The organism is Nitrobacter vulgaris (genome assembly GCF_031453995.1).
In the GTDB taxonomy this organism is placed as follows: domain Bacteria; phylum Pseudomonadota; class Alphaproteobacteria; order Rhizobiales; family Xanthobacteraceae; genus Nitrobacter; species Nitrobacter vulgaris.
Genome location: NZ_JAVDPZ010000033.1, coordinates 1 through 19,857, shown reverse-complemented (window position 1 = coordinate 19,857; position 19,857 = coordinate 1). Strand labels below are relative to the sequence as shown.

Below are 19,857 nucleotides of genomic sequence, written 5' to 3'. Positions count from 1 at the left end.
CCGACTTGAAGGGAAAACGAATCCTGGTCACTGGCGGCGCCGGCTTTATCGGCTCTCACATCGTCGACCTTCTGTGCGACGAAGGTTGCCAGCAAATCGTCGCCATCGACAACATGGTGCGCGGACGTCCGGAAAACCTGAAGAATGCTCTTGCGCGCGGTCCTGTCCGATTGATCGACGGTGATCTCCGCGACAGCAAACTGATGGCGGCTCTGGTGAAGGATGCGGACATCGTGTTTCACCAGGCGGCCTTGCGGATCACGCACTGCGCAGCCGAACCCCGTCTCGCGATGGAGGTCATGGTTCAGGCCACCTATGATTTGCTCGAACTTTGCGTCCAGCATGGCATTGAGAAGGTGGTTGCCGCATCCTCGGCGTCGGTCTATGGCATGGCCGATGAATTCCCGACGACGGAACATCACAACGCATATGATAACCGAACGCTCTACGGCGCGGCGAAAGCCTTCAACGAAGGTCTGCTCCGCACCTTCAACGACATGCATAAGCTCGATTACGTTGCCTTCAGATATTTCAACGTCTACGGCGAACGCATGGACATTCACGGGCGGTATACGGAAGTCCTGATCCGCTGGATGGAACGGCTGGAAGCGGGCCTGCCGCCGATCATCTTCGGCGACGGTCAGCAGACCATGGATTTCATTCACGTCAGGGATGTCGCCCGCGCCAATATTCTCGGCGCGAAGGCGAGTGCCACCGATCAGGTGTTCAACGTGGCCAGCGGAACCGAAACCAGCCTGGCGCAGCTCGCGGCGGCACTTACCTCGGTCATGGTTCGAGGCGGCCTTACCCCGGAATTCGCTCCGGAGCGCAGCGTCAATCCCGTTCCCCGCCGTCTTGCCTCGACGGCGAAAGCAGAACAGTTGCTTGGCTTCCGTTCCACGATTCCACTCGAACAAGGATTGAATCAACTCGTGACATGGTGGCGCAGCGAGCTTTCATCCTCGGCATCGCCACGGCAAGAGAAGGCCGACGTTTCGTGATCCCCATAGCATTACCATTTCTGGGCGACGAGGAAGCCAACGCTGCTCGTGAAGCCATATTGTCGGGCTGGGTCTCGCAGGGCCCCCAAGTCGCAGCTTTTGAGCGCGAGTTCTCTGCTCTTGTCGGCGCTCCCTATGCGACCGCAGTTTCGAACTGCACGACCGCACTTCATCTCGCGCTGGTCGCCGCCAATATCGGCCCCGGTGATGAGGTCGTCACGGCAAGCCATTCGTTTATCGCAACGGCAAACAGTGTGAGATACTGCGGAGCAACGGCGGTCTTTGTCGATATCAATCCTGACACCTACAATATCGACCCGCTCAAGGTCGCGGAGGCAATTACACCGCGTACGCGCGCCATTATTGCCGTTCATCAGATGGGTTTGCCTTGCGACCTTCCTGCCTTGGCCGCGCTTGCACGCCAGCATAACCTGGTGCTGATCGAGGATGCGGCCTGTGCGGCCGGCAGCGAAATCCGCGTGGATGGGATCTGGGAACGGATCGGAAAAGCGCACGGCCAGATTACGTGCTTTTCCTTCCATCCACGAAAGGTCATCACCACCGGCGAAGGTGGCATGCTGACGACCTCGGAGCCGGAATTCGACCGCAAGTTCAAACTGCTGAGGCAGCACGCCATGAGCGTGCCGGACACGGTTCGGCATGGCGCGTCGCAGACCATCTTTGAACAGTACCTCGACGTCGGCTTTAATTATCGGATGACTGATATACAGGCGGCGATCGGCCGCACGCAGCTCACGAAGTTGGATGGCATCGTTACCCGCCGCCGAGCGCTTGCTGCAAGATATACGGAAATGCTAGGCAATATCGAAGGACTGCGTCTTCCCTCCGAACCGGATTGGGCCCGCTCGAACTGGCAAAGCTACTGTGTCCGTTTGCCCGATCACGTTGATCAACGTGAAATCATGCAAGCTCTGCTCGATCAAGACATTGCCACGCGGCGTGGGATCATGTGCTCGCACCGGGAGCCAGCCTATGCAGGTGAGAAGCCACGGCATGGTCTGCGACAATCAGAACTCGCGCAGGATCGCGCGATTCTGTTGCCGCTTTATGCGCAGATGACGGATGACGATCAGGCGCGCGTGGCGGACGCCGTGCGTACAGAGTTAGGCATGTGAGTACCGTTCATGTCATAATTCCTTAAGTTCATGCGTTGACAGCGTGGCTGAGAATCCGGGTTTCCTTTCATTCGTCACGATATAGAAAACGATATCGCTGCGTGCATTGAATGGCTGAAGCACGTAGTGCCGCCGTCCGTGGCGTGGCAAGGTCCATGGAGACATCGACAAGATCGCAGCGCTTACGTACGGAGAAAAGTTCGATTGCGTCCTGTGCTTGAATGTCCTGCACCTTGCCCATGACCCGAAGTAGTGCTGTCCAGCATAAAATATTGCCTGCGCGATAACTCTACTGTGATCATTCCAAGCCCGAACATGCTGTCTCTTCGAACCATTGGGCAAGTATCTCATGACATGTCCGTTCTTGAACTTGGGAATGGTTATTCGTCCACCGGGGTGCACTTCAGTACAGCTTGTCGCGTGAGCGGTTGGTGCATCAAATCAGGAATGAAAATTGATCAACCGATCGGAGTCCGGAATCGCCAAGAAACAATGCTCGCAATCTCGATTGCAACATCCGTCGTGGTTTCGGCGAGACGATTGTCGGATGAATGCGGTCATCTCGCGTCGTCGACAGAATCTTTGCATACACAACATAAAAAGGAAGGCTTCAGCATTTAATGAAGCGCTGACCCGAAGAACTCTTGACTATCTAATCCGCACAACTTGTGAGCTTGTGGCCCGCCGTATTGGTTGAACCAGCCTTCTCCTGCAGGAGAACAAATTGAATCGGAATCACACTCGATCAGCGCGGCGGATTGCCTTCGTTACAGTCGGAGACGGAAGCAACGTGAAGTTTTGGTCTGGCACTCCGTTCCATATGTCCAAATCGCTCGCAAATGAAGGTAACGATGTTATCCATATCGGTCCCTTGAGTGCGCCGATCCTGCCTTTTTACAAAGCGTATTCCAGACTTTGCCGCGCCTTTCGCAGGCAGGTCCTCTCCCCAGTCCACGCAGGTCCCGTCGTTGCGCAGTATTCGACGGACGCGGCACGCAAAATCCGTGCGGTTTCTCCCGATGTTGTGTTCGCGCCCGCCGGGTCCACCTTCGCTTGGAATGTGCCTGCCGGCATTCCCCTCGTCTATGCGTCCGACGCTACCTTTCGGCTGATTGAAGACTATCATCCAAACTATCGAAATCTGTCACGCGCCGCCCGGGAAACATCGGAACGTCTGGAACGTGATACAATCGCGCGCGCTGATTTGATCCTTTATCCGTCGCAATGGGCAGCTGAATCTGCCGTCAGGGATTACGGAGCCGACCCTGCACGGGTGCATGTCGTTCCCTGGGGCGCCAATCTCGAAGAGATACCCAACCGCAGCTCGGTACTTGAAACTCGTAAACCGGGCCCATGTCGCCTCCTCTTCATCGGGGCCAATTGGGAAGAAAAAGGCGCCGACGTCGCGGTTGAGACTCTCCTTGAATTAAGGGCCAGGGGCCTTGAAACAGAACTTGTGATCTGCGGATGCACACCGCCCAAGCGCGTGTCCCACGATGGTCTGACGATTATTCCTTACCTCGACAAAAATGATCGCGAACAGCGCGAACGACTATATCAACTCTATCGGGATACAGATTTCTTCTTGTTGCCCACCCGAGCAGATTGCTATGGTATTGTGTTTTGCGAAGCAGCGGCCCATGGCGTGCTGAGCGTTGCGCCGGCCACAGGGGGGGTGCCCAGTGCTGTCAGAGAGGGAGAGAACGGCATCCTTGTGCCACCGAGCGCGACCAAACTGGACTATGCGACCGTCATCTCCAAGATCTTTTCCGATCCGGATCGGCTGGAGCGCCTTAGATGCTCGAGTCGTGACGCTTTCGAAGCACGATTGAACTGGCAGGTCTGGGGGCAGCGTGTGTCAGACCTGATACAACGCCTATGATCGTCCTGAATTATCATCAGCTGGTTGAAGATTCGCCATCGAATGCCTGGTGCCTGACGCATGAGGCATTCGATGCACATCTTGCGCTTTGCGGAGATATGCTGATCTCGCCTCAGACCTTCATAGACCGCTGCACTCATCCGAATGCCGATCATAATCGCGAGATCCTGCTCACTTTCGATGATGGCTTTCTGTCGGACTACACGCATGTCTACAATCGTTACGTAACAGCTGGTCGAATTCCGGGTTTCATGTCCTTTATCCCAGTCGATTTCGTGGGTGCGGCGGGGCGTATGAACTGGGCGATGATCGAGGAAATCAGCAGAGGCGGCGGCGTCATCGGTTCACATGGGATGGCCCACGCTGATTTGACAACCGTCTCGGATGTTGAACTCGACCGCGAACTCAAGGTGTCGAAATCGATGCTGGAGGATCGTCTCGGGAAAGAGGTTCCCCTTTTCGCCTTTCCATACGGACGCTTTTCCCGGCGGGTTTGGGATGCGGCCCTGAGGGTCGGCTACACGCATCTCTTCACAATACAGCTGGGATATCATCGCGGCTTTGAACCCTTTCTCTATTCCCGACTTTGTCTAACGAACAGCATGGACACGGAATATATGCGCCAGCACTTGCTCGATCCGGATACCAAACGTGGCCTTGCCTGGAAGCTCAGCACGAAGCTTGGACTCTACAAGCCTCTGATGCACCGGCGATATCGATAATGTCATGAGGCTGTCGAAGATGCCATAAAGCTTTCGTTGGTATTCTTCCGACTCGATGCAGCGTGAATTGACGATGAAAGGTACGAACTTTCGTTGTATCCGCCGGGCATCAGGCGCTACTGTTCTCACCGAGGCGATCACGGCATTTTATCGTAAGGGATGAAGTCGGTTGGAACGCATGGCTACAAGAGCGCCTCACCGGCTCGGACGCTTGCAACCTTCCGTCGCCCGAGAAGCCGCGGCTGCGCAACCGGTCCGGCGCCTAAAGCCATCCATATTGGTTCCAATCTTCGTTTTCACGTTAGCGTCGCCGGTTCTCTTCTACTTAGGCACAGTACGCCTCTCGCCATACCGGCTGGTGCTTATAGCGACCTTCATTCCATGCCTGATCGCGTGGCTATCTGGATCGGTCGGGCGAATACGATTGCCGGACATTTTCATGCTCGCGACCGCTGCGTGGGGCGCGATCGTGTTGTTGAGTCATCACGGCATGGATGGCCTGCAAACTGCCGGCATATTCGTCATCGAGACATTCGGACCATTCCTTTTCGCTAAGCGATACATTCGAGACGTCATCGCATTCCAGCGCATGGTGAAATACCTCGCGCTAATGGTTATCTTTCTCCTTCCATTTGCCATCTATGAGAATGTTTCTGGCTCGCCGGTTCTCATCCAATGGTTCGGCTCGGTATTCTCCGTTTACGATGTCGTTGGCAGCGAAGCGAGATTCGGACTCAGACGAGCGCAGGGCACCTTTGAGAATTTCATTCTGTTCGGCGTCGCTTGTTCAACCGCGTTCGCTCTCAGCTTTTATTCCTTTCGCAGCTCACGTTTGAGTCGATTGAGTCCGGGTTTTGTGGCCATGGCGGTCGTCTCCTCGCTTTCCTCCGGAGCGATCCTATCGGTTGTCGTTCAGGCGATGTTGATAGGCTGGGACAAGGTCACTGCGGCCGTAACATGGCGTTGGGCCATATTGGCCGGAATCGTGCTTACCGCCTATCTTGTGGTGGACGTCAGCTCCAACCGTAGCCCCATCGACGTTTTTATTTCATATTTGACGTTCAACGCCGACACCTCCTACATGCGCATCCATATCTGGAACTACGGTACCCAATCAGTGATGCAGCATCCGGTCCTTGGAATTGGCTTGAACGACTGGGAACGTCCATCCTGGATGGGCGGCAGTGTTGATAACTTTTGGTTGAGTGCGGCCATGTCCTACGGTATCCCCGGCCTTTTGTTCATAGTCGGTAGTTTTCTTTCGGTTTGCTTCGGTCTGGGACGGCTGAAAAATCTTCCATTCCAGGTAGCGCAATGCCGTAAGGGTCTCATTGTCACGATATGTGGAGTCATCGTCGCAGTATGTACCGTCCATGTATGGGATGCGCCTTATGTCTTGGTCATTTTCCTGCTTGGCAGCGGCATGTGGATGTTCGATGACCGCACCGGCGACGCACCCAAACCACTTCGCAATCATTTATCCCGCGTGCCTCGCCGTGACACCAATTGAAGGATTCGACAGCTCCGCTGCTTTAATACCGTACAAAGCCAAGACAACCTTCGGTGGTCCGGTTTCGTTGAGTATGTCGACCACTTGCTTTGAATCACGCAATATTGCCGATGATCGCCGCCGCCGGGTAATTCGAGACGATGAACAGTCCCTCAGGCTTAAGTGACTCTGCGTAACGCTTCAGCGAGCAGACAGGATCGCTCAATTAGAAAAGAGATTCGTGAAACACGATGACATCGAAAAGGCCCACGGGTTCGTATACGTCCCGTCCGCTTGAGATATTCTGTGCAATTGTTTGTATAGACGAAGCCTTCGTTCTCCACGCCAGAGATGTCCGTCCTAACGTAGTGAGTATATCCAAGTCGCTTGAGGTTCGAAAAGGACTCCGTCTCCGCAGCCAATTTCCAGATACTCCCGCCGCCCCTGAAGGCGCCCATGTAACCGATCAGTGTCCAGTTCAGCAGGATTCGCCGCCAATTCAACGCGATCACGACCGGCGTCGCTTCCTTGCTTGGCATTGATCATCGGCGCATCGCCGCAGTTCGATATCGAGGAGCACAACGTGCGGGCATTCCTTTAGCCAGCCATTGATGCCAACTTGCGCGATTGCTGGGGATTCAGAACTCGAAAACCTGCATGGGACGATTGCCGCTGTCGTGTCAGCTATTCGCAAAATCCGCTCCGTGGACAGTTTAATCTATTTTATTTTTTGAGATGGAATTCAGTTAAAAAATGGTTTATGTGTGATTTTTTACAGATTTTGGCTGTATTTTTCGAGGTGGGATTTTATGGGCACGACAACGGCGATTGAAGGTACGCGTTCCGCGATCGAAGCGTGGAGCACCCAATGGCAACAACAAGCTCTCACCTCACCATGTGGCTCCTGCACCGGGAGAGCTTGCACGGTCTGTTCGGTCCGCACCGGTGGCTCCCCGAGCGAGAGCGGCAAACCGTCTGGCTACGCGCCCAAGGTCCTCGACTATTATAATCCAACTACGACGGCGGCCGATGCAGGCGCCCCCAGCCCGCTGCTCATGATGTTCACGCCCCTCTCACCCGAGGAAGCACAGCAATCGTCATCTCCGTCCCTCCAGACTGGGAGCACGGAAATCCAAAGCTCGCTGACGACAATGGCGGCGGTAGCAGCGCCCAATGCGATCGTGCTTGAAAACATGAAGCAGGGGACGCCCGAAAGCGAATGGCTGATTGATCAAGGCGACCGCAGCATCGAGGGATTCGCCGCACAATTCACGGTCGATCACGGCGAGCGTGTTGATTTCAAGATCAATACCGACGCCACCAACTACCGTATCGATATCTACCGGATCGGTTACTACAATGGCGATGGCGCCCGTAAGGTCGATACCATCAATCAATCACTGTCCACCGCGCAGATTCAGCCGGTACCGACGTTCGATCCGACGATGAAGCTTGTCGATGCCGGCAACTGGTCGGTGTCGGCATCCTGGGATGTCCCTCTCGAGGCGGTGTCGGGCGTCTATTTTGCCAAACTGACGCGCCTCGACACTGGTGGGGCGAATATCGTTCCCTTTATCGTTCGGGATGACGAAGCCCCGAGTGACATCACCTTCCAAACATCTGACACAACGTGGCAGGCCTATAACTGGTGGGGCGGCTACAACTTGTACGGCGGCGTAGACCAAAGCGGCCGGGAAGGTCGCGCCAGTGCTGTCAGCTACAATCGCCCGATCATCACTCGTGACGGCGGCTATTCCGCGGGTCCACAGGATTTCATCTTCAGCGTTGAGTATCCGACAATCCGATGGCTTGAGCAGAATGGCTACGACGTCAATTACATCTCCGGCATCGACACCGCCCGTGACGGCGCACAACTGCTCAACAGCCAGGCTTTTTTGTCAGTCGGCCACGATGAATATTGGTCTGCGGAGCAGCGCTCGAACGTCGAGGCTGCGCGCGATTCCGGCGTCAACCTCGCATTCCTCAGCGGCAATGAGATGTATTGGCAGTTTCGTTGGGAGTCGAGCATCGACGGCAGTGGCACGCCCTACAAGACGATGGTTGCCTACAAGGAGACCTGGGCTAATGCTGACACCGATCCGGGCAATACGACTGCAACCTGGCGCGACCCGCAATGGGGCGCTGGCCTACCGGAGAACAACGTTACCGGCACCATGTTTACTGTCGATTCCTATCGTCTCGACACCATCAAGATTCCGTATGATCTTTCCAACTTCCGCTTCTGGTCCAACACTGAAGTCGCCAATATCCAGCCTGGTCAGGTCTATTCGCTGGTCCCCAACCTGCTCGGTTACGAGTGGGACTCCGATGTGGATAACGGCTTTCGCCCCGCTGGCCTCGTCCCCCTTTCGTCTACGACGCTCGACGTCAATACGCTGCTGCTTGACAATGGCATCACAACCGGCCCGGGTACCGCGACGCACAGTCTGACACTCTATCGCGCTCCAAGCGGAGCCTTGGTCTTCGGTGCCGGAACGGTCTATTGGAGCTGGGGCCTCGATTCGCATCACGATAACGAGGCCACCCCGACCGATCCAAACGTCCAACAGGCCATGGTAAACCTGTTCGCGGATATGGGTATACAACCACAGACGCTGATGCAAAGCCTCGTGGTCGCGGCTCAGTCCACCGACCATATCGCACCGACCTCCGTCATCACGTCTCCCACGACAAGCGGTTCCTACACCGCGGCACAACCGATCACAATCACCGGAACTGCTACGGACGCTGGGGGCGGGCGGGTCGCTGTCGTCGAGGTTTCGACGAACGGTGGAACAACATGGCAACGCGCAACCGGCTTCGAGAACTGGAGCTACACATTCGTTCCGATAGCCGGCGGCACTTACGATATTCGCTCGCGCGCCGTCGACGACAATGTCAATATGGAGGCTCCACACCAGGGGACCGTCATCACCGTCGCTCCCACTCCCACCGTATCGCTCTTCTCGCCGTCCAGCACCCCGACGATTCTGACCGATAGCGACACCAAAGCTGTCAATCTCGGGGTCAGGTTCTCCTCAAGTCAATCAGGAACGATCGTTGGCCTCAGATACTACAAGAGCGTCGGCGACGGCGGCACGCACGTGGGGTCGCTATGGAGCAGCACCGGCACACTGCTGGGCTCCGCGACCTTCACGCAAGAGACCAGCAGCGGCTGGCAGACCGTTACATTCGCCAATCCGATCTCAATCGCGGCCGGCACGACATACGTTGCGAGCTATCACAGCAATGGATATTACGCTAATAGCTCTGACTACTTTACCACCACCTATACAAGTGGTCCTCTCACGGTAACCTCTGCCAACGGTTATTACACTTACGGTCTTGACAACGCGTTTCCGACAACGGCCTCGAACGGCGTCAACTACTGGGCCGACGTCATTTTCAGTTCCGCCAATACCGTCAATGAGCCGCCTGTCGGATACAACGACGATGGTTTCACCGCAGTCCAGAACACACCGATCACGTTTTCTGCTGCGACGCTTTTAGCCAACGATATCGATCCCAATGGCGACATTCTGTCGATCAGCGGGGTTGGCGCAGCAACAGGCGGAACCGTTTCGTTTAACAGCCAGACTAACGTCATCACGTTCACGCCGAATCCGGGGTATATTGGACCCGCGAGTTTCGGCTATGCCATCTCTGATGGTCGCGGAGCCACCGGATCCGCGATCGTTCACATGAACGTTCTCGACCCGCAGAATAGCGTCTCGCTGTTCTCAAGCTCGGACGTACCTGCCGTGTTATCCGATCCGGATAATGTTCCGGTCAATCTCGGCGTACGGTTCACGTCATCCTCCAATGGAGTTATCGACGGGATTAGATATTACAAGAGCGCCGGCGACACCGGTACGCACACCGGCTCGCTGTGGACCAGCACGGGTACATTGCTGGCCACCGTCACATTCACGAACGAGACGGCCAGCGGGTGGCAGGTCGCCACATTTGCCAATCCGGTTGCTATCACCGCTGGGACCAACTACGTGGCGAGCTATAAAAGCAATGGCCACTATGTTTCGACGACCAACTACTTCTCGACCAACCATGTGAACGGCGTCCTGACCGCACCTGCCAGTGGCAATGGCCTCTACGCATATGGCAGCGGCAATCTTTTCCCGACCAATTCGTATAACGCGACCAACTATTGGGTTGACGTGGTCTTTAGTTCGGAGGGCGGCAGCACCAATCATATCCCGGTCGCGAACAACGACAGCGGTTTCACCACCCCCCAGGGCAACACACTGACGATTGCAGCGGCCACGTTGCTGGCCAACGATACTGATGCTGACGGCAATACGTTGACTATCACCGGCGCCGGTGTAGGGGTCAACGGCACCGCCGGCTATATCACGAACACGAATTCGGTGACCTTCACGCCGACGCCAGGTTACACGGGTCCCGCTTCTTTCACTTACGCCATCTCCGATGGTAAAGGAGGCACCGCTAACGCCACCGTCAGCCTGACGATTCTGCCGTCGAGCAACCATCCTCCGGTCGCCGTCAGCGACAGCGGCTTGACGACGACACGAGGCACCGCCCTTTCGATATCCGCCGCGACCTTGCTGGCCAACGATACCGATCAGGACAATGACACATTGGTCATTACTGGCGCCAATGGCGGTATCAACGGCACAGCGGCCTTCAACGCTCAAACCAACACGGTGACCTTCACGCCCACTGCAGGCTATACTGGGCCTGCATCGTTCATTTATGCCATTTCTGATGGTAAAGGCGGTACCTCCAGCACCACCGTAAGCCTCAACGTCAACGCGCCGCCCAACCAACCGCCGGTCGCGGTCAACGACAGCGGCCTGACGGTTTCTCAGGATTCGACCTTGTCGATCCAGGCCTCTTCGTTGCTTGCCAACGATACTGACCCGAATAATGATACGCTCACTATCACTGGGATCGTCAACGGAAGTTCCGTTAACGGAACAGCGACGTTTAACGCACAGACCAATAGTGTTTTGTTTGCTCCTGTCGCCGGCTACACTGGAGCAGCAAGTTTCCAATACACGGTGTCGGACGGCCGCGGCGGCACCGCAAATGCGACGGTGAACCTGAGCGTAACGCCTCCAACCATCAGTCTGTTCTCGCCGTCAAGCGTTCCGACTTCGCTCTCCGATCCAGATAACGTTCAGGTCAATCTTGGTGTCAGGTTCGCTGCTTCGAGCGACGGCACGATCACCGGTATCAAATACTACAAAGGCGCTGGCGATACCGGCACCCATACCGGAACGCTGTGGAGCAGCACTGGCACTTTGCTGGCGACTGCGACCTTCACCAATGAGACCTCCAGCGGCTGGCAAACCGTAACATTCAGTAATCCGATCGCAATTACAGCCGGGACGACCTACGTCGCCAGCTACCATAGCAACGGCCACTATACGTCGACGGGCGGCTACTTCAACGCCACCTATACGAATGGGCCGTTGAGCGCGCCGGGTTCCCAAAATGGCGTCTACGCTTATGGCAGTACCAACCTGTTCCCCAACGCCAGCTATGGTGCGACCAACTATTGGGTCGATGTGATGTTTAGCCCGGCCACCGCGGGCGCCAATCGATCGCCGATCGCCGCTAACGACAGCGGCCTCAATGGCACGCAAGGTTCAATTCTCACGATCCCTGTTGCGACGTTGCTCGCCAATGACAGCGATCCGGATGGCGACGCGCTGTCGGTGACGGGCGTCAGCAATAGCGTTAATGGCGTTGCCACGTTCAACCAGCAGACCAACACGATCACTTTCATGCCAAATGCCGGATACAATGGCTCGGCATCTTTTGACTATGCGATCTCTGATGGACGGGGCGGCACAGCGACCGCAACGGCAAGCCTTTCCATCAATCCAGCGTCTTCATCGACCGTGAGCCTGTTCAACCCGAGTTACGTCCCAGCGATGACTTCGGTTGCAGACCCGAATTCGGTTGAGCTTGGCATGAGGTTCCGAGCATCGAGCGATGGGCAGATCACCGGCATCCGTTTCTACAAGAGTGCCCAAGACGTCGGCACTCATGTCGGCAACCTATGGAGCGCTAGCGGTACATTGCTGGCGACGGCGACGTTCACCAACGAAACGGCGAGCGGCTGGCAGCAGGTGGAATTCGCATCACCTGTGGCGATCAACGCCAATACGACGTACGTCGCTTCATATCACAGTTCAGGAAACTACGCGGCCGATCCCGGGCTGTTCAACAATTCTGTTACGAATGGACCGCTGACGGCTCCGTCATCGTCGTCAGTCGGAGGGAACGGCGTGTACGCTTATGGAGGCTCGAGCCTGTTCCCGACCAGCTCGTACAACTCGACGAGCTACGGCGTTGACGTCCTCTTCCGTGCGCAGCTTGCTGCATAACTAGAGAACTACAAGATTGTTAGGCTTGGGACGGCACGAGGTAAATCCATCTACCCCAACCGCACGAGCAGCCTGAAGCCATCCCGCTTCTGATGGAATTCATGCGAATCGGTATCCACTTCGCCCGAGAACGCCATAGCAGCCCTCGTGATGAGCACATTCCGCCTTCTGGCTTGTCATGGTGTTGGTGCCGGCCTGGCCTAGCCAATCAGAATAGCGATTGCGGTGTCAGGCAGGGTATTGCAGGCGCTCCATATCGCAGTTCCACACAAACCGCGATTACATCGACGAAGCCACACACCAGATCCGCCACACAGGCACGCCCCCGCTTCGAGGGTCGCGCGATACGGTACTTTCAGTCTTTTGCGCACCGGATGAATTCCACCCACTCGGTATTCACCGCCCTTTTTCCCGGCTTCAACAGAACCGAATGCGGCGGTGACAATACGACAGCTATCCCTTCAGTATTCACGGATACTCTCGTCCAACCCACGCAGCAGAGGATACAGGAAATAAGATATCACGCGTCGTTGGCCTACTTTCAGCTCCGCCGTAACAGCCATACCCGGAAGCAACTGCATGTGCTCCGGCTGCCGGAGCAGTTTCGTATCGGCAACATCGACCAGAACCCGATAGTACGGCGCCTGGAGTCGATGTGTCGGCTCGTTCTTGGCATCGGGCGCGAAGGCATCGTGGCTGACCACACGAACCGTACCTGAAGCGGTTCCGAATTTCTGAAACGGATAGGCTTCATACTTGATCCGAGCCGATTGTCCGATCGCAACCTGGCCAATATCACGCCCTTCGACATCAACCTCGGCCTGCAATGGCACATCTCGCGGCACCAGCACAAACAGGGTTTCAGCTTCCCGCGCGACCGACCCGACCGTGCGGTTGGCGATTTCAAGAACGATGGCATCCGCCGGTGCAGTCAGCACAATCAACTTGCGGCGAAGCTCGGCCTTCTTGAGATCCTCGGCAGCGCTATTACGCTTTGCCACCGTCTCCACCAGCTCCTGAGAGGCTTGCTTGCGAAAGTCTTCCATGAAGACTTGGCGATCAGCCGACACCTTCTCGACGCGGTGGGCATAATCGACCTGACTACCGCGGGTGCGCGAAAGATTGCTTTCGACATCGAGCCGAGCATCGCGGGACAGAAGGAAGTTCAGGCGCGAACCGACCTTCTGGTCCATCAAAGTGCTGCGCATCGATTCAATCGAATTCATGGTCTCCAATCGCTGCTTTAGCACGGACTCCTCGTTCTGGCTGGTCTCCAGGTTGGCGCGCGCGCTGGCGATCTGGGCGTCGAAGTTGCTAAACTGCGCGGCATTGAACGATTTTCGCTGCTTAAATAGCTTGTCCTGCAGGATTTCATCCGGATCGGATGGGTTGGCTATGGTGTAGTCTTGCCCCAACAGTTCGGCATTGAGGCGATTGATCGCGGCATCCAGCGCCGAGACGCGATCACGGAGCTGATCGAGATCAGCCTGCGAGAAGGTCGGATCCAGCGTCGCGAGCACGTCGCCGCGATTGACAACATCACCCGCCCTGACATGGATCTCGCGGATGACCGATGTTTCCAACGGCTGAACCACCATATTGGGCCGGGTCGTGATCAACTTGCCTTGCGCGGTCACGATCATATCGACGTGCGAAACCGTGGCCCACAGCGTCGCCGCAAGAATCAGTGCTACCACACAATACAGCGTGATCCGCGCAAGCCTCGGCGGCTTGCGCTGTTCGATCTCCATCGCATCCGACTGAAATTCGCTGACGACAGGCGGCCTTGCCGACACAGCCCTTGAGATGTCGCGCCTACGGCGCCGGATATCTCGCAATTTTGCCAGGCCGCCTTTCTTGACATCAGTCGTATTCTTGACGTCGTCCGGTTTTTCTGTGGGGCTGCTCATGCGACATGCCTCATCTGCTGGTTCCACAGATGACGATACATCGAACATTTCTTCAAAAGACTGTCGTGACGATCGATATCGATAACACGTCCCCGGTCGATGACGAGTATCGCATCGGCCTCGGCCAACATCGACAGCCGATGCGACACGATGATGACAGTGCGTCCCGCAGCGATCCGCCGCAAATTCCTGCGAATTATCATTTCGCTTTCTGAATCAAGCGCGCTCGTCGCCTCGTCAAGTATCAGTACGCGAGGATTGACGATCAATGCACGGGCGATCGCAAGCCGCTGCTTCTGCCCTCCTGAGAGGTTCGAGGCGTTTTCCTCTAGCATCGTATCGAAGCCGCGCGGCAGACGCTCGATGAATTCATCTGCGCCAGCGAGTTGTGCCGCCTGCACGACTTCAGCAAAAGTCGCTCCCCGCTTCACGCTGGCGATGTTGTCTCGCACGGTGCCGCGGAACAGAAAATTGTCTTGCAACACCAGACCGAGACCCCGACGTAGGTGCGCTAGGTCAAGCTCGCGCGCGTCAAGGCCGTCGATCCGCACCAATCCATCCTGAACCGGGTGAAGACCCGATATCATGCGGGTTATCGTGGTCTTTCCGGAGCCACTCCTGCCGACGATACCAAACACCTTGCCGGGTTCAATGCTGAACGTCACGTCGTCGAGTGCCAGTGGTGCATCAGGGCTGTATCGAAACGATACGCTCTCGAACTCGATCTTTCCGATCAGTTCGGGCCGTAGCCCCTCGCGTCCGACCTCGCGCTCCGGCTTCTGGTTCATCACTTCGCCAAGCATCTTCACCGCAAGTGCGACTTCCTGGTACTCGTGGACCATTGTGACCATTTGAACCAGCGGTCCCGAAACCCGGCCGGCAAGCATGTTGAACGCGACAAGCGCGCCGATCGTCATTTCACCGCTGAAGACGTTCAGTGCCCCCAGCCCAATGATTCCCAAGGTCATCAGCTTTTCCAGCAATCCGGTGATCGACTGGGCACCCGCCGAGATCTTCTCAACGTCGAAACGCATTTGCGTGGACTGCGCACAACGATCATCCCACTGCCGCCCCTGCAGCGGCTCCATCGCCAGCGACTTTACCGTTCGCATGCCATGGACCGTTTCCACGAGAAGGGCCTGGCGCGCAGCCTCGGCCTCATATAGCGAGAGCAGCCGGCGCCGAAACGGACCCATCAATAGCACGACGATCGTTCCGCTGAGCGCAGTAAAGGCAAGCACCAGGCCGGTCAGCTTGATGCTATAGAACGCGAGCACCGGAATGAAGACGAACAGCGAGATGGTATCCAGCATCGTGACAAACATCCGGCCCGTCAGGAATTCACGGATGCGCGCCGCCTGTTGCATATGCTTGACAAGGACGCCTGCGGAAATGTGCTCAAAAAAAACGACAGGCAGGCCAAGCAGGTGACTAAACGTCTTCGTCGCGACGCGAATGTCCACTCGATTGGTAGCATAGAGCATCAGATAGCGGCGGAGGAAGCCGAAGGCCGCATCGAATATCAACGCCCCAATCGCGCCGACCGCCAAAACATACAGTGTTGTGAAGCTTTCGTGGACAAGGACTTTGTCGATAACGAGCTGAAAAAAAATCGGGACAACCAGTCCCAGCGCATAAAGAAGGATCGAAGCGACGGCGACATCAACGAAAAGGCGCCATTCACGCAGCAACTCCGGGGCAAACCAGCGGAAGCCAAATTTCTCCCGCGCACCGGCCGAGCGGTTGTTACGTTTGGTCAGAAGGACGACACCACTCCAATTAGCGCAGAAGCGCGTCCGATCGACGATCACAGGCTCGTTCTGACGTTCGGCAAGCGGATCGATCACCAGAACGAACTGCTCGCCGTCTGGCGCAGTGGCAGCGGCGGTCACCACCACCCAGTTGCCGTTGGAGAGTTGCACCGCGGCGGGGTAAGCCTCGCCGAGCGAGAACAATGCCTGCCAGTCAGCCGTCGTGATGCGCGCGCGCAGCCCTGCCTTTTTCGCCATTCGCAGCATCATCGCCTGCGACACGCCCTCCTGGCCGACGGCGTATATATGATTCAAGCGCTCCACCGAAAGATCAATGCCGTGATGGGTTGCTACCCATGCAAGGCATTCGAGGGCGGTCCGATTGCCTTCACCAGAAGCCTCGATCCGAAGGACGCCGGTGGCTTCGGGGGCAAGATTGTCGTTCTGAGCCGACTCAGCGGAAATTGGTTGAGACATTGGGCGTACGTGGGGTCTGGGGATGATTGGGATCGGTACTTTCGGACGTCGCACTCGCACGCAGCGGCTCGGACTGCGTTCTGGGTGCATTTCGTTTCACGACGCCAGCGTCGACCAGACCCTGCAATGCGTTCTGCATCACTTCCACTGAGTTAGCAAAGGCTTCTATCGGGAAGATGATCCGCTGGCGGAAAACTTTCTTTGGCGAATTATTGGCATCATGCTCGGTGGGCGACAGGCTGACGAGATCGACACGAACGATCGAACCTCCAACCATGATTTCATCGATTCCGTCCGTGTAGATTTCGTCGTGCATTGCATCCTCCTCTGCAGGTAGCTGCGCCTTGAATAGGACCTTTACCCAAAAGCCGTCGAACTTGTCGCGAAAAGGCTCGCGCTCCCGTGGCATAATACCGGTGCGCGGGCGGCGGCCGGCATGCCATTGGCGTGACCGGTCGTGAAGAAATGGGATAGGTCGAATAAGCTTCCATCGAAATGATACGAGCCAACATAGTCCGTTTCCAGCGGTGGTCGTCCAAAATTGCAAGATCGACCCAGAGTCGGCTGCCTCGAGTTTCGTTGACAGATTTCGCCGTTGCCGACGACATTTTGGTCGACGTCTAGAAGCTGGCGACGTGGGTGCCGGCTTTATCGGCCCCCTTCTTAGAAGCGCGAACCGTAATCTATCGGTCAGCCGTGCCGTCACCTTCTCCCGTAAGAAGATGAGCGATTTTTCGACACTACGCAAGGAATCGTCGGTTCAGGACAGGTCGCATAAGGCATTAAGCCTAACCTTGCGACCGGTACATAGGTCTTTGGGGGCGAACTCTCTATGCGGGGAGCCTTGGTACCCCAGCAAAGTTAGACCACCCACGGGTTTTCCGTGACCGTTCGATGGCTGAGCTCGATATGCTGTAGCGACAATCGAACGCCAGCGAGGTAGGCCCTAGCCATAAGCCAGCGAATTTCAGTGGTCTGCCCCTGAAAAGTGGTGTTCCCTGAATTAGGCTATTAGCCGTTAGGGAGGACATTGGAAATGCCCCAGAAGAAGCACAAGCCGGAAGAGATAGTCGCGAAGCTGCGCCAGGGTCGATGTTTTGCTTTCACAAGGCAGATCGGGTGGCGAAACGGCTCGTTCGATCGGCGTGACGCAGTTCACGTATTGCCGGTGGCGCAAGGAGTTTGGTGGCTTGAAGGGCGACCAGGTGAAACGCCTCAAGGAGCTTGAGAAAAAGAGAACGACCGGCTGCGCAAGGCTGTGTCGGACCTGACGCTGGAGAAGCTGATCCTGAATCGACTGGACGCTCTTGCGATCACCCGGTCCAATCAGCCCCGAAACATACAGTAGATACATCCGCCACCGGGCCTTGTGACCTAAACGATCCAGGAATGGCTTGAACCAGCGTCCAAGCTCGTCTTCCCACTTCGACCCCGTGTCCACCATAGTCGGCCCTCCAAAAGCCAACCACCCATGAACCATTGAAATCAGATTCGGGAATCCAGTTGCGCCCATCAATCGCAAAAATCTGCCAAAGTAACGCTAGTATACCGAGCGCTCGAAGGTGGCATCACAGCCAAGCGCCAACTTATTCTCGGCCGGTGGCGGCTCCGCTCAAGGCGGGGCTCGCGGTCGGGGGCATGGGGAAACTGCTCTCGCAGCATCACGCTCTACCCTTCGCATTTTTGATCCCTTTTTTCTTCGGTGGGCTTTGTTGTTCCTCGATATTGTGCAGAATGGATGAATGAATTCGCGATTGAGGATGGATTGATGGCGATACTGCGAACTCTCTTGTTAGCGACAGCCACTGTGGTCGTTTCGACAGTTATGGTTCAAGCAGCGGAACTCGAAAATGGGCCGCGGGCCACCCGGGCCGCCTCATATTATCATCCCCGCCAGCACCTTTCCGATAGCTGTGCATTCGTCCAGGGCGTGCGTGGCGGGAATCCCATGACGGTACCCTTCTTCGGAGAAGGCTGGAGTAATGGGACTACTTATTTATCTGGATGGCAGCGGTGCACCTGCTGTGCTACGGCTGAGCCTGCGGTCTCCGTAAGGTATTAAGGTCCGGACTCATAACCAGTAACTGACCAGCGCAGCGATGCAGACGGCTGCGAGGAAATTGATTGCGAGACGATCATATCTGGTGGCGATGCGGCGGAAGTCCTTCAGGCGACAGAACATACGCTCGATGGCGTTGCGGCTTCGATAGAGGACGGGCGAGAAGCAATTCTTCCAGTGTCGGTCGCCTTGGGCGGGATGTTCGGCATCGCACCTTTCCCTCGACCTGTCGGCGGATGGCATCGCTGTCATAACCCTTATCGCCGTGCAGGATCGCGGAACATGGCATCTGTTCGAGCAGAACCGCTCCAGCAGTGCAATCGGCTATCTGACCCCCGGTCAGCAAGAACGCGACGGGACGACACTCGGCGTCGGTCAGAGCATAGATCTTCGTGGTCCGCCCGCCGCGCGATCGGCCGATGGCCTGCTGATGTTCCCCCCTTTGCCGCCAGATGCGCATCGATGCGCCTTCACGGCCGAGCTGTCGATCAGGACCTGCGCAGGAGGTCCGCCGGCCGTTGCGAGTGCCTGGAATATGTCTACCCATACGCCCTTCGCTGCCCAGCGGACGAAGCGATTGTAGAGTGTTTTGCCCGGACCATAGACCTCCGCGCATCGATCCAGCGTCCACCGGGCGTAGCGTCGACGACATGATCGACACGATTGGGCGCGGCAACATGCTGCTGACCGACCGGGCCTATGATTCCAACGCCCTGCGCCAGAGACTGGCCGCGCGCGGAGCCCGCGCCAACGTTAAAGCCGATGCCAAACCGCGTCAACGCCCTGCGCTTCAGCAAACGCCTCTATCGCAAGCGCAACCTGGTCGAACGCTTCTTCAATAAAATTAAACACTATCGTGCTGTCGCCACCCGCTACGACAAACGCGACGATAACTTCCTCGCGACCATCAAGCTCGCATCAATCCGCATCTGGTTGCGATTTAAACTCAATGAGTCGATGACCTAGCACTACTTTGGCAGATTTTGCTGAAGGCGGCCTGCGAGCAGCATTTCACAGTGCGTGCATCGTAACGGTGGAGGCCGCACGAATAGGTCG

10 protein-coding genes and 4 pseudogenes are annotated in these 19,857 nt (G+C 56.5%); 8 read left to right on the top strand and 6 right to left on the bottom strand.

The genetic code is table 11. From position 1 onward, the window contains the following. The first annotated feature begins 5 nt into the window (after positions 1–5). The 6 genes from GGQ85_RS16640 to GGQ85_RS16615 all read left to right on the top strand — a co-directional run bounded on the left by GGQ85_RS16640 (position 6) and on the right by GGQ85_RS16615 (position 12,604). Complete coding sequence (locus GGQ85_RS16640; RefSeq protein ID WP_309775469.1) at positions 6–1,001, top strand: NAD-dependent epimerase/dehydratase family protein; 996 nt, start codon at positions 6–8, stop codon at positions 999–1,001. Continuing rightward, entirely contained in the window at positions 998–2,137 is a 1,140-nt protein-coding gene (locus tag GGQ85_RS16635) for a DegT/DnrJ/EryC1/StrS family aminotransferase (RefSeq protein WP_309775455.1), read from the top strand. The genes GGQ85_RS16640 and GGQ85_RS16635 overlap by 4 nt, the downstream gene beginning before the upstream one ends. Before the next feature lie 820 nt (positions 2,138–2,957). Beyond that, positions 2,958–4,019: a glycosyltransferase family 4 protein gene (locus tag GGQ85_RS16630; protein ID WP_309775454.1), complete on the top strand. Its 1,062-nt coding sequence runs from the start codon at positions 2,958–2,960 to the stop codon at positions 4,017–4,019. Next, positions 4,016–4,741, top strand: coding sequence for a polysaccharide deacetylase family protein (locus GGQ85_RS16625; protein ID WP_309775453.1), 726 nt, complete (start codon positions 4,016–4,018; stop codon positions 4,739–4,741). Before GGQ85_RS16630 ends, GGQ85_RS16625 begins: the two co-directional genes overlap by 4 nt. A gap of 439 nt (positions 4,742–5,180) precedes the next feature. Then, complete coding sequence (locus GGQ85_RS16620) at positions 5,181–6,251, top strand: O-antigen ligase family protein (RefSeq protein WP_309775452.1); 1,071 nt, start codon at positions 5,181–5,183, stop codon at positions 6,249–6,251. Positions 6,252–7,039: 788 nt separating this feature from the next. After that, a complete protein-coding gene (locus tag GGQ85_RS16615) occupies positions 7,040–12,604 on the top strand; it encodes a DUF4082 domain-containing protein (RefSeq protein WP_309775451.1) in 5,565 nt (1,854 codons plus the stop codon). 461 nt (positions 12,605–13,065) lie between these two features. Here the strand turns inward: GGQ85_RS16615 and GGQ85_RS16610 are convergent, their stop codons facing one another. Genes GGQ85_RS16610 through GGQ85_RS16600 form a run of 3 tightly spaced genes read right to left on the bottom strand, consistent with a single transcriptional unit; the run spans position 13,066 to position 17,058 of the window. Continuing rightward, positions 13,066–14,514, bottom strand: a complete 1,449-nt coding sequence (locus GGQ85_RS16610; RefSeq protein WP_309775450.1) for an HlyD family type I secretion periplasmic adaptor subunit — start codon at positions 14,512–14,514, stop codon at positions 13,066–13,068. Then, a complete protein-coding gene (locus tag GGQ85_RS16605; protein ID WP_309775449.1) occupies positions 14,511–16,742 on the bottom strand; it encodes a peptidase domain-containing ABC transporter in 2,232 nt (743 codons plus the stop codon). Before GGQ85_RS16605 ends, GGQ85_RS16610 begins: the two co-directional genes overlap by 4 nt. Continuing rightward, on the bottom strand, positions 16,720–17,058 hold the full coding sequence (locus GGQ85_RS16600; RefSeq protein ID WP_309775448.1) for a hypothetical protein: 339 nt from the start codon (positions 17,056–17,058) through the stop codon (positions 16,720–16,722). Before GGQ85_RS16600 ends, GGQ85_RS16605 begins: the two co-directional genes overlap by 23 nt. Positions 17,059–17,778: 720 nt before the next feature. Here GGQ85_RS16600 and GGQ85_RS16595 point away from each other — a divergent pair. Continuing rightward, positions 17,779–18,033 (top strand): annotated as a pseudogene (locus GGQ85_RS16595) (transposase); the annotation flags it as partial. On the opposite strand, the pseudogene GGQ85_RS16590 reads toward GGQ85_RS16595, so the two are convergent. The 3 genes and pseudogenes from GGQ85_RS16590 to GGQ85_RS20930 all read right to left on the bottom strand — a co-directional run. Then, positions 17,983–18,186 (bottom strand): annotated as a pseudogene (locus tag GGQ85_RS16590) (IS701 family transposase); the annotation flags it as partial. The pseudogenes GGQ85_RS16595 and GGQ85_RS16590 overlap by 51 nt on opposite strands. Positions 18,187–18,813: 627 nt before the next feature. Next, positions 18,814–19,044, bottom strand: coding sequence for a transposase (locus GGQ85_RS20935; RefSeq protein ID WP_374708912.1), 231 nt, complete (start codon positions 19,042–19,044; stop codon positions 18,814–18,816). Next, positions 18,983–19,261 (bottom strand): annotated as a pseudogene (locus tag GGQ85_RS20930) (transposase); the annotation flags it as partial. The gene GGQ85_RS20935 and the pseudogene GGQ85_RS20930, both read right to left, overlap by 62 nt. A gap of 319 nt (positions 19,262–19,580) precedes the next feature. Between GGQ85_RS20930 and GGQ85_RS16580 the strand changes: the two are divergent. Further along, positions 19,581–19,767: pseudogene (locus GGQ85_RS16580) on the top strand (hypothetical protein); the annotation flags it as partial. Between the last annotated feature and the right edge of the window lie 90 nt (positions 19,768–19,857).